General features: G+C 64.6%; 10 protein-coding genes and 3 pseudogenes. 5 read left to right on the plus strand and 8 right to left on the minus strand.

From position 1 onward, the window contains the following. Positions 1–150: 150 nt before the first annotated feature. Positions 151–1053, minus strand: coding sequence for a LysR family transcriptional regulator (locus AC5P67_RS14860; protein ID WP_005411584.1), 903 nt, complete (start codon positions 1051–1053; stop codon positions 151–153). Positions 1054–1158: 105 nt separating this feature from the next. Between AC5P67_RS14860 and AC5P67_RS14865 the strand changes: the two genes are divergently transcribed. Both AC5P67_RS14865 and dkgB read left to right on the plus strand, forming a co-directional pair. Further along, a complete protein-coding gene (locus tag AC5P67_RS14865; protein ID WP_076739399.1) occupies positions 1159–2373 on the plus strand; it encodes an MFS transporter in 1215 nt (404 codons plus the stop codon). 125 nt (positions 2374–2498) lie between these two features. Further along, entirely contained in the window at positions 2499–3308 is an 810-nt protein-coding gene (gene dkgB / locus AC5P67_RS14870; protein ID WP_076739400.1) for a 2,5-didehydrogluconate reductase DkgB, read from the plus strand. Positions 3309–3370: 62 nt separating this feature from the next. Here dkgB and AC5P67_RS14875 read toward each other — a convergent pair whose 3' ends face one another. After that, positions 3371–5104 (minus strand): hybrid sensor histidine kinase/response regulator, encoded by a 1734-nt coding sequence (locus AC5P67_RS14875; RefSeq protein ID WP_049395767.1) that lies wholly within the window; start codon positions 5102–5104, stop codon positions 3371–3373. Position 5105: 1 nt separating this feature from the next. Further along, positions 5106–5432, minus strand: coding sequence for a hypothetical protein (locus AC5P67_RS14880; protein ID WP_099527226.1), 327 nt, complete (start codon positions 5430–5432; stop codon positions 5106–5108). 387 nt (positions 5433–5819) lie between these two features. On the opposite strand from AC5P67_RS14880, the gene AC5P67_RS14885 reads away from it, so the two are divergent. Beyond that, on the plus strand, positions 5820–6596 hold the full coding sequence (locus AC5P67_RS14885) for a YdcF family protein (RefSeq protein WP_495214846.1): 777 nt from the start codon (positions 5820–5822) through the stop codon (positions 6594–6596). Here the strand turns inward: AC5P67_RS14885 and AC5P67_RS14890 are convergent. The 3 genes and pseudogenes from AC5P67_RS14890 to AC5P67_RS14900 form a co-directional block, all read right to left on the minus strand. Further along, a complete protein-coding gene (locus AC5P67_RS14890; RefSeq protein WP_099473848.1) occupies positions 6559–7260 on the minus strand; it encodes an alpha/beta fold hydrolase in 702 nt (233 codons plus the stop codon). The genes AC5P67_RS14885 and AC5P67_RS14890 overlap by 38 nt on opposite strands. A gap of 128 nt (positions 7261–7388) precedes the next feature. Then, positions 7389–8154 (minus strand): annotated as a pseudogene (locus AC5P67_RS14895) (transposase). A 172-nt stretch (positions 8155–8326) separates the two neighbouring features. Next, a complete protein-coding gene (locus AC5P67_RS14900; RefSeq protein WP_043034456.1) occupies positions 8327–8704 on the minus strand; it encodes a hypothetical protein in 378 nt (125 codons plus the stop codon). A 159-nt stretch (positions 8705–8863) separates the two neighbouring features. On the opposite strand from AC5P67_RS14900, the pseudogene AC5P67_RS14905 reads away from it, so the two are divergent. Further along, positions 8864–9092: pseudogene (locus AC5P67_RS14905) on the plus strand (transposase); the annotation flags it as partial. A 686-nt stretch (positions 9093–9778) separates the two neighbouring features. Next, positions 9779–9889: pseudogene (locus tag AC5P67_RS14910) on the plus strand (YbjQ family protein); the annotation flags it as partial. A gap of 63 nt (positions 9890–9952) precedes the next feature. On the opposite strand, the gene AC5P67_RS14915 reads toward AC5P67_RS14910, so the two are convergent. Next, on the minus strand, positions 9953–12673 hold the full coding sequence (locus AC5P67_RS14915) for a bifunctional acetate--CoA ligase family protein/GNAT family N-acetyltransferase (protein WP_495214848.1): 2721 nt from the start codon (positions 12671–12673) through the stop codon (positions 9953–9955). Between the two features lie 85 nt (positions 12674–12758). Continuing rightward, positions 12759–14129: a magnesium transporter gene (gene mgtE, locus AC5P67_RS14920; protein ID WP_043034452.1), complete on the minus strand. Its 1371-nt coding sequence runs from the start codon at positions 14127–14129 to the stop codon at positions 12759–12761. Positions 14130–14251 lie beyond the last annotated feature (122 nt).

Below are 14251 nucleotides of genomic sequence, written 5' to 3' on the forward strand. Positions count from 1 at the left end.
GTAGTGCCGGCCGCTGGCCGGCGACCCCACCACCACATGGGTAGCGCCCGACCGTTGGTCGGGCGATGGCAGGGGCCGTGCGGACCAACGGTCCGCACCCGCCGTAACCTGCGGTAGTGCCGGCCGCTGGCCGGCAACCCCGCCACGACCTCAGCGCAGGTAATCGCTCCGCGCCATCGCTTCACCCAGGTAATCCAGGAACGAGCTGATCCGCGCCGACACCGCCGTGTTGCGGTAATACACCGCGTGGATCGGCTGGTACACATCCAGCGTCTGCGTCGCCAGCACCGGCACCAGAGTGCCGGCGGCGCGGTCGCGGTCGGTCACGAAGTCGGACAGGCAGGTGATGCCCACGCCTTCCACCGCCAGTCGGCGTAGTGTTTCGCCGCTGGACACCGCGATATCCGGACGCACCCGCAGCAGGCCATCGGCATCGCCCGGCAACGGCCAGTGATTCAACGATTCCGGTTCGTTGAAGCTGAGCAGGGTGTGCTGGCCCAGCGCGGCGACGCTGGCCGGTTCGCCGTGTGCCGCCAGGTAGGCCGGACTGGCCACCAGCCGCAGCTGGCAGCGACCCAACGGCCGCGCATGCAGGGTGGAGTCGGCCAGCGGCCCGATCCGGATCGCCAGATCGGTGCGCCGTTCCAGCAGGTCGATGTAGCGCTCGGAGCTGTTCAACTCCAGCTGCACCTCCGGGTAGCGCGCGCGGTACCCGGCCACCAGCGGCGCGATCACGTGCAGCACGAACGGCATCGCCGCATCCACGCGCAGGCGTCCGGCCGGGCGCTCGCGGCGGGCGGCCATCTGTTCCTCGGCGGACTCCACCGCATCGATGATCGCCCGTGCATGGCGCAGGTAGGCCTCGCCCTCTGCGGTCAGGTGCAGGCGGCGGGTGGTACGGGTCAACAGGGTGGTGCCGAGCTTGTCTTCCAGCCGCCCCAGCGCCCGGCTCACGCCCGACGGCGTCTGCCCCAGCTGTTCGGCGGCAGCACTGATCGACCCGCTGTCGATCACCGCGAGGAAGGCCTGCATTTCATCGAGAGTGGTCTTCATGCCTCCATTATTGACTGGGCGGCAATAGTGATTGGCGTGAAGACCGGTTTTTCGGCAAAGGTGCGCCGCGCACACTGCGCGCCTTCCTTCCCTCCGGAGCCGGCCATGATCCGTGGCATTCCCCTCGCCCTGCTGGCGCTGACCCTCGGTGCCTTCGCCATCGGTACCACCGAGTTCGTCATCGTCGGCCTGATTCCCACCATTGCCGCCGACCTGCAGGTCAGCCTGCCCTCGGCCGGCCTGCTGGTCTCTCTGTATGCCCTCGGCGTGGCCATCGGTGCGCCGGTGCTGACCGCGCTCACCGGCCGCGTACCGCGCAAGTCGCTGCTGGTGGCGCTGATGGTGCTGTTCACCCTCGGCAACGTCATCGCCTTCCTGGCGCCGGGCTACACCTCGCTGATCGTCGCCCGAATCCTCACCGGCCTCGCCCACGGTGTGTTCTTCTCGATCGGTTCGATCATCGCCACCGCGGTGGTGCCGAAGGAGAAGGCCGCCAGCGCGATCGCCATCATGTTCACCGGCCTCACCGTGGCGCTGGTGACCGGGGTGCCGCTGGGCACCTTCATCGGCCAGCACCTGGGCTGGCGCGCCACCTTCCTGGCGGTGGCCGCTCTGGGCGTGATCGCCCTGCTCGGCGCGCTGCTGTTCGTGCCGCGCAGCGTGCCGCAGAGTGCGCCGGCCAGCTTCCGCCAGCAGCTGGCCGTACTCGCCCAACCCCGCCTGCTGCTGGTCTATGCGATGACCGCGCTGGGCTACGGCGGCACCTTCCTGGCCTTCACCTATCTGGCGCCGATCCTGCAGGACGTCACCGGTTTCTCCGCCAATGCGGTCAGCCTGGTGCTGCTGGTGTACGGCGTGTCGGTGGCAATCGGCAACCTGTGGGGCGGGCGCATGGCCGACCGCATGGGTCCGGTGCCCGCACTGAAGCGCATCTTCGCCCTGCTGGCCATCGTGCTGTTCGTGCTCACCTTCACCGCCTACAACACCTGGCTGATGCTGCTCACGGTGCTGGCACTGGGTGCGGTGGCGTTCGGCAACGTGCCCGGCCTGCAGGTCTACGTGGTCAAGCAGGCGCAGCGCTATGCGCCGCAGGCCACCGACGTGGCCTCGGGGCTGAACATCGCCGCCTTCAACATCGGCATCGCGCTGGGCGCCTCGCTCGGCGGGCTGGTGGTGGAGAACATCGGCCTGATGCACACGCCGTGGCTGGGCGCGCTGGTGGTGGTGGGCGCGTATGCATTGACCGTGCTCAGCGGCCGCCTGGACCGCCGCGACGGCATCGATGACCGCGCCGATGGCATCGCCGTGGCCGCGCATTGAGATAAGTCATGCCGTGCCGGCGCCCTGCCGGTACGGTGGTGCAATGCACCGTTGCCGGCACGCATGCGGCCACTGGCCTACCCTTTGCCGGATATTCGCATCCCTCCCCTTTGCTGGAGCTCCCCATGACTGTCCCCGCCTTCGGTCTCGGCACCTTCCGCCTCAAAGACCAGACCGTGATCGATTCCGTGCGCAATGCGCTGGATGTCGGCTACCGCGCCATCGATACCGCGCAGATCTACGGCAATGAAGCCGAGGTCGGCCAGGCCATCGCCGATTCCGGCGTGCCGCGCGAAGAGATCTACCTGACCACCAAGGTCTGGATCACCGAGTTCAAGCGCGAAGCGCTGCTGGCCAGCCTGCGTACCAGTCTGGAAAAGCTGCGTACCGATCATGTGGACCTGACGCTGATCCACTGGCCGTCGCCGAACGACAAGGTCGACGTGCCGATGGAGGAGTACCTGACCGCACTGGCCGAGGCCAAGGCACAGGGCCTGACGAAGCAGATAGGCATCTCCAACTTCACCATCGCACAGACCCGCAAGGCGATCGGCATCCTCGGTGCAGGCGCCATCGCCACCAACCAGATCGAGATCCATCCGTACCTGCAGAACCGCCTGCTGGTGAAGTTCCTGCAGGACAACGGCATCCACATCACCGCCTACATGAGCCTGGCCTATGGCGAGGTGATCAAGGACCCGGTGATCCAGGCCATTGCCGGCCGCCACCAGGCCACTCCGGCGCAGATCGCGCTGGCCTGGGCGCTGCAGCAGGGCTTCTCGGTGATCCCGTCGTCGACCAAGCGCGAAAACCTGTCGGGCAACCTGGAAGCAGCAGCGATCCGCCTGACCGACGAAGACATGGCGCAGATCGCCAAGCTGGACCGCGGCCATCGCCTGGCCAACCCGGAAGGTATCGCCCCGGCCTGGGATTGATCCCGCTGCGGTTACGGATCGGAATCGGTAGGTGCCGCCCTTGGTCGGCACCTACCGGACGGTCAGCGCTCGGCAACACCGCGCAACATATCCAGGACGCTCTCGATGTCCAGTGGCTTGCACAGAAACCCAGCCGCGCCCAGCGCCTGCGCCCTGTCAATCACCTCTACCCGGGTGTCTGCGCTCATCACCAGAACGGGAGGCGCCGCAGGGTCCCTGACCAGCGCCTCCAGTACGTCCCATCCACTGCAACCTGGCATGTGCAGATCCAGCAGAACTACGTCGGGCGCCAGCGCCTTGATGACGGCCTGAGCATCGTGACCATCTTTCCGGAAGCTGAGGCGATGGCCTGCACACTGCAGCAGGTGCTGCACCACCTCGCGGTTGGTCTCCACGTCTTCGAACAGCAGGCAGTGCAGCGGACGAACCACCGCCGCGTGCAACTGGAAAAGCTCACCCAGGGAAGGAAGCGGCTCAGCCTCATCGGCCACGGCAGCAGCGAAGCACCACACGAATGAGGCGCCGCCGACATCGCTGCGGCCGACGCTGATCGTTCCGCCCATGGCATCGGAAATCAGCCGAACGATGTACAGCCCGAGCCCGACGCCCTGTTCGCAACGTGCTTCGCCCTGACTGACCTGCACGAAAGGCGAGAAAATCATGTCTCTCTGCGCTTCGTCGATGCCCGTCCCGGAGTCGCAGACCGAGATCCGCACCTGCCAGTCATCCACCGCTCGAACGGCGCCAACCGAGACCCTCGCCTCGCCCGCCATGGGACTGAACTTGATGGCATTGCAGAGAAGATTGGTCACCACCTGTTCGATGCGACCGCCATCTGCCAACAGCCATACGTCTGCTCTCCCCACATCCACCTGCAGTACCACGCCTTTGTCTGCAGCCGCAGGCATGCAGCTCGCCTGCGCCGCCTCGATGATGGAACGCAGCGAACAAGGATGTGGCCGCAGTTTCAGCTTGCCACCATCAATGCTGGCAACATCAAGTACATCATCAATGCGACGTCGGAGCGCCTGGGCCTGCCCTGCAACGGTGGCCAGTGCGTGTCGCTGGGCAGCACTTGCCGTATTGACCTCCAGAAGCTGGATGCCGCTGATGATGGCATTGAGCGGCGTGCGAAGCTCATGACTCATGGTGCCGACGAATCGCCCCTGCGCCTCACGCGACGCAATGGCACGCAACGCGATTTCGCGCATCGCTGCCACCAATGACGCCACGACCAGCGGCAACAGGATGGTCAGCGCCAGCGCATAGGCCAGATAGGCGGGCCGCGAGAACCAGTAGCCTTCGGGGGCTGCCCAAAGCAGCGCCACGGCCGTTACCGCGATTGCCGGCGCCATGGCCTTGCGTCCGTAAGCCACCGTCGCGGCGATGACGAGGAACGGCAGGATTGCATTGAGTGCCATCAACAGGATGAAGGCCGCGTGCACCTGGATGGCCACCATCGCCAGACTGAGCAGAAGGCCCGCCGCGTCGTACCACGTGTCGTGACGCGCCCTGCGAAGGTTTACAAAGAGTGCCCACGCTACAGATACCGCCAGAAGTACAACGGCGGCCGGCAGCACCCGCGCTGCCTCATCGGCCAGAACAGGCTGAGGGCCATCGATCCAAAGCCAGCACCACAGCACCGCAAGCGCCTGCAGCAGCACACGGAACCCACTGGCGCGCGGCTCCTGGAAGCATGACAGCAGTAGAGCCAGACGATGCATTTCCAGCACGCGCGCAGCATGCAGCAGCGCTGCCGGGGACGACATTGGAGAGGGCGTGTACGGATCATGCATGTCAGCGGCCCCCGGTCAGTGATTGACCTGTCGTGCGTCCCAGAAGGCGCTTTGCCGAGATTGCCAGCGCGCAGCCGCGCAGCCGCACGCTGCCGATGGCTTCGCCGGAGCGGAGAGCATCAGCCAGATTTTCGCAGGCATCGGCAATCCTGCAGCTGCCCAAGGCCGAGGTCACACTTTTCAAGGCATGCATGCGCGAAAGCTCCTGTTCCAGGCAACCCGGGGATTCATTCTCCGCAGCGCTCATCCAGCGCGAAATCGCCTCGTCCAGGTCAACGACAAACGATGAGAACTGGTCTGGCGCGGTCGCTGCAATCAGGTTGAGCATCGATCGCTCCCCGAGCTCAGGTCCGTCTGCAGGATGTCGCCGCGGCTCTACGCCTTGCGTTGAGTTCAAGCGTCGCATTGCTTTCCTCTGCTTGTCGCATTCAACACCTGAAGAGATGCGTTTCCGCGTTCCGCGACACCCAAACAGAGGCCTGAAGCGACAACGTGCGGAGCGTACGGACTACTGCATCCGTTGATGGATCTGCAGGAACAGCTGCGGAAACATGCTACCCAGTAGATGCCCGCCTGCAACCGCGAGCAGGATGGCGCCCACGATGGCAACACATCTGACCGGGAGTGACATTCGCTTCAGATCCATGGCATCCAGCATGGAAGCAACGATCGCGTAACGCCATCGGATTCCTTTCAAATTTTCCTGAGGTTCGACATGCTCGCCCTGACACTCTTTCTGCTGCTCTCGTGTGCGGTTCTGGTTCGAAAGCGACACGTGCGTAGCGGCGCCCTGCTCGCCGTAGCGCCACTGGCCATCCTGGCCAGCGCGAGCGCGCCCATCACGCAACTGCTGCTGGACCTGGCACAGGACGCGCCGCCAAGCACTGCAACAGCGCACCATCCACGCACGGCGATTGTCGTGCTGGGCGCTGGCATCGATCAGGACGCTCACGGCTCCAGGCCCGGCCTGGCTGGCTATAGCCGGTTGATGGCCGCAACGCAGCGCCACCTCGCCTGCGAACGCACCGGCGAATCCTGCGTGGTGCTGGTCAGCGGTGGCGCTACTGCGCCAGACAATGCCGCAGAAGCCAACGTCTACGCGCGTGAACTGATTGCGCTGGGCGTGCCTGCGGAACACATCATCCGCGAGCACGCCAGCGTGAACACCTGGCAGAACGCCAGCAACAGCAGCCGAATGATCCAGCGCGACAGTGTCCGGGTAGTGCTGGTGACCTCTGGCCTGCACCTAAGGCGAAGTCTGATCTACTTCCGGCACTTCGGTGTCGTGGCCGAGGGCTTGCCCAGTGATCGCCTCCGCGCCTCGCCGGGGTGGCTTCCCTCTGCGTACAACCTGCTGCTGATCGAAGTGATGCTGCACGAGTACATCGGCGTCCTGCGCTACCACGTTTACAACGGCATGGGTTGGAACGAGGAATCCATCAAGCTGGACAGTGTCACGCCTGCAGCAACCACCCACGCATCGCCGCACTGACCTCGTCCGGCTTCTCCATCGGGGCAAGGTGCCCGCAATCGGGCACCACCACCAGCTGCGAGTGCGGCACCAGGGCATGCATTTCCTCGCTTACTGCCAGCGGCGTGATGCGATCGTTGGCCCCGCAGATGATCAACAGCGGATCGCGGTAGCCAGCCAGCACGTCATGGCCGTCAGGGCGTTCCAGCGCGCTCTGGCGCAGGAACACTTCCGCGCCCAGGCGGGCGGTCATGTCGCGCACGCGCTGCACCAGCACGTAGTCATCCAGCCGCGAGGCGTCGATGTAGCTGCGCATCAGCGCATCGCCGAAGCCGTGGAACTTCCCCGGCAGGCGCACACTGGCGCGTTGGCTGCGGCGTTGTTCGGCACGTTCCGGTGAATCGGCGTGGATCGAGGTATCGACCAGCGCCAGCTGCAACACGCGTTCCGGCGCGATGCGCAGAATCTGCTGGGCGACGAAACCGCCCAGCGAGAAACCGGCCAGCGCGAAGCGCTCCGGCGCCTGCGCCAGCACATCCTCGGCCACGGCGTGCAGGGTCTCACCACGGGTCTGGTCGCCTACGGTGCAATCGGCAATGTCGGCCAGATCGGCCAACTGCGCGCGCCACAGCTCGCCATCGTTGAGCAGGCCGGGCAGCAGCAACAGGGGGGTACGGTCGGTCATGGGGGTATTGTCGCGCCGGTGCGGTGACGGCGCCATGCCAGCGACCGCGCCAAGCGCGGCGACGTGCCGCCGGATGAGCCAGGCGCGCCGGACCCACGCCCGCTTCTGGATACCCTGTGGGACGCGAGTCAGACCGATGCCGCGACGCATTCCTCGGCGTCGGAAGCAGGCGCCGTCGACGCCCCACGCTGGGGCCGCACCTCCTGGACGATCCGCCCCTGCTCCATCACGAGCACGCGGTCGGCGCTGTTTATGGTCTCCGGCCTATGGGCCACGATCACCTTGGTCAGCTCCATACGCTGCACGGCTTCGTTGACCAAGCGCTCGCGCATGACATCAAGATGGCTGGTGGCCTCATCTAGAAACAGAATCCGTGGCCGGCGGTAGAGGGCGCGGGCCAGAATCACTCGCTGCTTCTGACCGCCTGAGAGCGAGTTGCCCATGTCGCCGATAAGACCGTGGTAACCCATCGCCATCCCCGCGATGTCATCGTGCACCGCGGCCATTCGAGCAGCTTCCTCAATGCGCTGTTCATCGAAGCCACTGTCGAAGCCGCTGATGTTGTCGGCAATGCTCCCGGCAAACAACTGGTCATCCGGGATCGCATCAAGCTCGCTGACCCGGGCGAACAGCCGCATCGAAGCGATCTCGTGCAGCGCTTACTACATGCCCGGATCGCTCCAACGCATATCACTGCTGCAGCAGGTGGGTGCGCACCATCGTCTCCATCGCATACTGCGACTGACCCACGCGACCCGAACGCGGGTAATGTGGCTCGATCCGAGCCAGCAGTGCCTTCCATGGCACTACCTAGTCCACCTTGTAAAGGAGAATCTCGCGCCGAGTCTGCTTGCGCTTGCCCAGACCCTGCGTATCGCCAAATGTCAGCTGCATGGATGGCTTCTCAACGTGTGCCTCTATTGTCTCTCAGGCCGCCGGCCAGCGGACAGCACTACCGAAGTAGTTGTTCAGAGCATCCGTAGATGCAGGTCATGAGGACGACAAATCTCGCTCAGCCATCAGCGACCAATGGACTAAGAATAAGCAAATCTATAGATAAATAACGTTAGTCATCCCCCTCGACCTGTATATCGACCTTATCCCGAAAAATAACTGAAATTAAAGACAGGAGCAGAGCTGGAAGCCCCAAAAGAAGCACGAACGACAAAGGCGCACCGAACGACCATAGAGCGGCCGAAAACACGACAGCCGAAGCCCCAAGCAGCAGGAACGAGCACTTAATTTTCCCTATTAGCAGGTAACTTGCCGTCGAACACATCAGCGAGAATGCGGCAACAGAAACTCCGACCTCCTGAGGAACCTGCAAAGGCTCAGCACCCCGAAGCGCCGCCACCAGCATCAGCGCTGAGGCAGACGCCATTGCTACCAGGGAAATAAAATAGAACTTGCCATGCCGCCCATCAAATCCATCAGTAATCTTCATATCGACCCTCAAAGGATCGCAGGGCGAAAGCCCCGCGATCCAGCCAATGATTTACCAGCGCCAAGGATGTTCTGAACAGCTCCCTGCGAACTGTGCAGCAGTGCCCGCCACAGATTGCCGCTTCGGGGGACACTATTGAGTCGCGTAGTGGAATACATCATACGGCTGACATTTGGGGATGCGCAGGGCCTGGGCAAGCGCAAGCAGACCCGGCGCGAGATTCTCCTTTACGAGGTGGACTAGGTAGTGCCATGGAAGGCACTACCGGCCCGGATCGAGCCACATTACCCGCGTTCGGGTCGCGTGGGTCGGTCACCGTATGCGATGGAGACGATGCTGCGCATCCACCTGCTGCAGCAGTGATATGCGTTTGAGCGATTCGGGCATGTAGCAAGCGTTGCACGAGATTGATTCGATGCGGCTGTTCGAACGGCTCACCAGTCGTTCTCAGGTCAAGATGCCCTGCATAACTCGCGTGGACTCCATGCCAAGCGTCGAGAAGAGTCATGACGATTGCTCTGGTCCATCAACTGCCGCATTGAAACCAATACGGACTTGGCGTCCTTGCAGGAATCAGCCGCAGCTGCAGCTCAAGCGGCATCCTTGCAAAGTGATCATTTCGACGCGTGCTCTTCCCGAATCCGCTCGCGCCTGACGTCGGCACGCCTGGCTATCACAATGACAACCGCTCCTATGAACAAGAACGGCAAGGTCCGACCGTCTGCAGTTGCCGCCACCATAGCTAGGCAGCACACGCAGATGGCGAAGGTCTTTTCGTTGATACCTTGGATCCTCACAAATTTCCTCATTCCTGCAACATCGGGAAACATCTTCTTTCAATAAGGTCACGAAGGGTCGCCGCCACGCAGTGGCGCAATGGTAGCGTTGCTTCTTCGCTGAGTTGAAGAGCGAAATGCGTCAGTAGCCGCTTCTTTCCTTCTGGTGATTCAGTCACTCCTACGCAAGAGACACAGCAGGCACCCGGTACGCCGACATGCGTGGACCACTCGGACGTCACTGGCGTAGGGTATAAGCCATCGTTGTAGTCTATATTCAATCGTCGGAACGACTGACAGCAGCGCAATCATCAGCATGAGCTTGCTTTACGACGCCACCGATGTGATGACCGGGCTGACCGAGGTGCTGTGCTATGGCACGGCGGTGGTGGTGGAACCATTGCGTTGACCTGACTGTAGCGTCGAACTTGCTCGACTGCTTTTCGATGATGGCAGTCGAGCAAGCTCGACTCTACAAGAGCGAGGTGGGGACTTCGACCTGCTGCACCGGCAGAGTCACCATCATCACCGTCGGGTCGTCCGGATCGAGCTTGGTCTTGAAGCCCAGGCTCTGGCACATCGCCAGCATGGTGCTGTTCTCGCGCAGCACCTGACCTTCGACCACGTCCAGGCCCAGCCACTTGGCGTACTCGATCATGATCGCCATCAGCCGCCAGCCGATGCCGTGGCCCTTCAGGTCCGAGCGGATCAGGATGCCGTACTCACCGCGGTGGTAATCCGCATCGGCGTGCAGGCGCACCGCGCCGAGCATTTCGCCACTGCGCGGTTCGATCGCCACCAGTGCGATCGAGCGTGCATAGTCGAGCTGGGTCAGGCGCGCGATGAACTCGTGGCTGAAGTGCTTCACCGACTGGAAGAAGCGCAGGCGCAGATCCTCGTCGCTGACGCGGGCGAAGAACGCACGGAACAGCGCGTCATCCTCCGGCCGCACCGGGCGCACGAAGGCGCGGCCGCCATCGGACAGTTCGATGGTGCGCTCCCACTCCTTCGGGTACGGGAACACCGAGAAGCGCGGATGGCCACGGCCTTTGTGCAGGATGCGCGACGGCGCCACCGCCACGCGTGCGTCGAGGGCGAGGATGCCCTTGCCGTCGACCAGCAGCGGATTGATGTCCAGCGTACGCACTTCGGGGATGTCAGCGGCCAGCTGTGCCAGCTTGACCAGCGCCAATGCCAGTGCGCGCTCGTCGGCGGCAGGCACATCGCCATAGGCCTTGAGGATGCGCGAGGCACGGGTCTGGCCGATCAGCTCATGGGCCAGGCGCAGGTCCAGCGGCGGCAGCGCCAATGCCTTGTCATTGATCACTTCAACCGCGGTACCGCCACGGCCGACCACGATCACCGGGCCGAACGTCGCGTCATCGGCGATGCCGACAATCAGTTCGCGCGCCTTCGGGCGAACGATGGTCGGCTGCACCAGCAGGCCGTCGATGCGCGCATCCGGCCGCAGCTGGCGCGCGCGCGACAGGATCGCGTTGGCCGCGCTCTGCACCGCCGGCAGGGTGGACAGGTTCAGGCGCACGCCGTCCACTTCGGACTTGTGCGGGATGTCCGGTGACAGGATCTTCAGTGCCACGGTGGCACCACGTTCCAGCAGCGGCTGCGCCAGGTCCATCGCCTCATGCGCATCGCGCGCATGCATCACCGGCGCGGACGGAATGCCATAGGCCTTGAGCAGTTCATGCGTAGCCAGCGGGTCCAGCCACTGCTGGCCGTTGGCCAGCGCGGCATCGACCAGCGCGCGTGCGGCCGCCGCGTCGACATTGAAGTCCTGCGGCAGGCTGGGCGGCGTTTCCATCAGCGCGTTCTGCGCTTCGCGATAGCGCACCAGATGCTGGAAGCCGCGCACCGCTTCGGCCTCGGTCGGATAGGTCGGCACCCGTGCCGCGTTGAGCGTGGCGGTGGCCTGGTCATCGTTGCCCAGCCACACCGCGAATACCGGCTTGTCGCGATGGTGGCGCGGACGCAGGCCGAGCGTGCGGGTCAGCGCCTGCGCAGCGTCTGCAGACGAGGTGAATGCGGTGGGCACATTGACCACCATCACCGCGTCGTTCTCGTTGTCGGCCAGCAGCGCTTCAATGGCGGCGGCATAGCGGTCACCATCGGCGTCGACCACGATGTCGACCGGATTGCTGCGCGACCAGCCCTGCGGCAACACGGCGTCGAGTTTCTCGACCGTGCTGTCGGACAGGTTGGCCAGCGTGCCACGCAATGCAATGAGCTGATCCACGGCAAGGCGGCCGACACCGCCACCATTGCTGAGAATGGCCAGGCGACGACCGGGGAACGTCCCCAACCGGCCCAGCGATTCGGCAGCCGTGAACAGCTCGTCCAGCGCGCTGACGCGCAGCAGGCCGGCGCGGTTGAAGGCCGCACCGTACACGTCGTCGGTGCGGGCCAGGGCCTGCACATGGGTATCGCGGCTGCCCGGCTGCACGCGCTCGGCGCGGCCGGACTTCACCACCACCACCGGCTTGGCGCGGGCGGCGGCACGCGCGGCCGACATGAACTTGCGCGCATCCTTGATCTGCTCGACGTAGAGCAGGATGGCGCGGGTGCGGTAGTCGGTGGCGAAGTAGTCGAGCAGGTCACCGAAGTCGACGTCCATCGTGTCGCCCAGCGAGACCACCGCGGAAAACCCGACCGAGCGGGCCACGCCCCACTCCACCAGCGCGGCGGCAATGGCCGAGGATTCGGAGATCAACGCAAGATCACCGGCCTGCGGGAAGTGCGCGGCGATGCTGGCATTGAGCCGTGCGTGCGGTGCAATCACACCCAGGCAGTGTGGGCCGAGGATGCGCAGGCCATGCTTGCGCGCCACCGCCTCCACCTGCGCCGACAGCGAGCCCGGGCCTTCACCCAGGTGCGCGGTGAGGATGATTGCCGCCTGCACGCCGCGTTCGGCAGCGGTGCGCACCACCTGCGGCACGATCGACGCCGGCGCGGTGATCACCACCAGATCCGGCACCCAGTCCAGGTCCTTCAGCCGCTTCACGGTGCGGATGCCATCAATTTCGGCATGCCGCGGGTTGATCCACGCCACCTTGCCGGGGAAGCCGGTGCCGCGCAGGTTGCGCATCACCGCACGTCCGGCCGAGCGCTGACGCGGGCTGCCGCCGATCACCGCGACCGACTGCGGACGGAACACGGACTGCAGGTGGTAGGTACTCATGCGCCTACGGTACCCAAAAAAGGGGACGGAGGGGATTAAGTCGTTTGTGCCACAAACGACTTAATCCCCTCCGTCCCCTTTTCTGTTACAGCAGCGTGCCGTGCAGGATCATCGCGGCGATGCTGAAATAGATCACCAGCCCGGTCACGTCCACAAGGGTGGCCACGAACGGGGCCGAGGCACTGGCCGGGTCGAAGCCGAGCCGCTTCAGGATGAACGGCAGCATCGATCCGGACAGCGAGCCGAACGTGACGATGCCGATCAGCGCCGCGCCGATGGTGATCGCCAGCAGGATCCAGTGCTCGCCGTAGTCATGCAGGCCACCCAGCTGCCAGATCACGATTCGCACGATGGCCAGGCAGCCGAGGATCGCGCCCAGCACCATGCCGGTGGGCACTTCGCGCAGGGCCACCTTCCACCAGTCGCGCAGGCGCAGTTCGCGCAGCGCCAGGCTGCGGATCAGCAGCGAGGTGGCCTGCGAACCGGAGTTGCCGCCCGAACTCATGATGAGCGGAATGAACAGGGTCAGCACCACCGCACGCGCCAGTTCGTCCTCATAGTGCTGCATCGCGCTGGCGGTCAGCATCTCGCCCAGGAACAGCACGCTCAGCCAGCCGGCGCGCTTGCGCAGCATCTCGAAGAAACCGATCTGCATGTACGGCTTGTCCAGCGCTTCCATGCCGCCGAACTTGTGCGCGTCCTCGGTGGATTCCTCGATCAGCGCATCCAGTACGTCATCGACGGTGACGATGCCGAGCATCTGCTGCTGCGCATCGACCACCGGGATCGCCAGCAGGTCGTGGCGACGGATCAGCCGTGCCACTTCTTCCTGGTCCATCAGTGCGTCCACCGTCACCGGTGGATTGACCTGGGCCACGTCCAGGATCGACTCCTCCGGCAGGCCGGTGATCAGCCGGCGCATGGTCACCACCTGCTGCAGCTGCTGGCTGGCCGGCTCCAGCACGTAGATCGCGTACACCGTTTCACGGGTGCGCTCGACCTGGCGGATGTGCTGCAGGGTCTGCGCCACGGTCCAGCTGGCGGGTACCGCCACGTACTCGGTGGTCATCAGCGCGCCGGCGGTGTTCGGCGGGTAGCTGAGCAGCTTCTGGATGGCCTGGCGGGCGTCGGTGCCCAGCAGCGGGATCAACCGGGCGCGTTCTTCCTCATCCAGCTCATGGACGATGTCGGTGGCGCGGTCGTCGGCCATCAAGCCGAGCAGGGCGGCAGCGCGCGCCGGCGGCAGCGCAGCCACCAGTTCGCCGCTGCGGTGCAGTTCCGGCGCTTCCAGCATTTTCACTGCACGCGGCAACGGCAGCGCAGCCAGCGTTTCCGCGGCGCGGGTCAGTTCCAGCGTGTTGAGGAATTCCACCGCATCGGCGGTGTTGAAGTTCGCCAGCGGCGCGGCCAGTGCGGCGGCATCGGCCACCGGGCGCAGCAATTGCTTCTGGTTCATCGGGTTTGCCTTGTGGGGGTGCGACCTCGCGCAACGCCAACGCAGGCAAACCGTCCCGATGTCAGGCGGTGGCCATCGCTGGCGTCGAACGAGGTCGACTTCTACTGTCGCTGGACATGGGT

It is taken from the genome of Stenotrophomonas sp. YJH_SMC_21 (assembly GCF_059369555.1).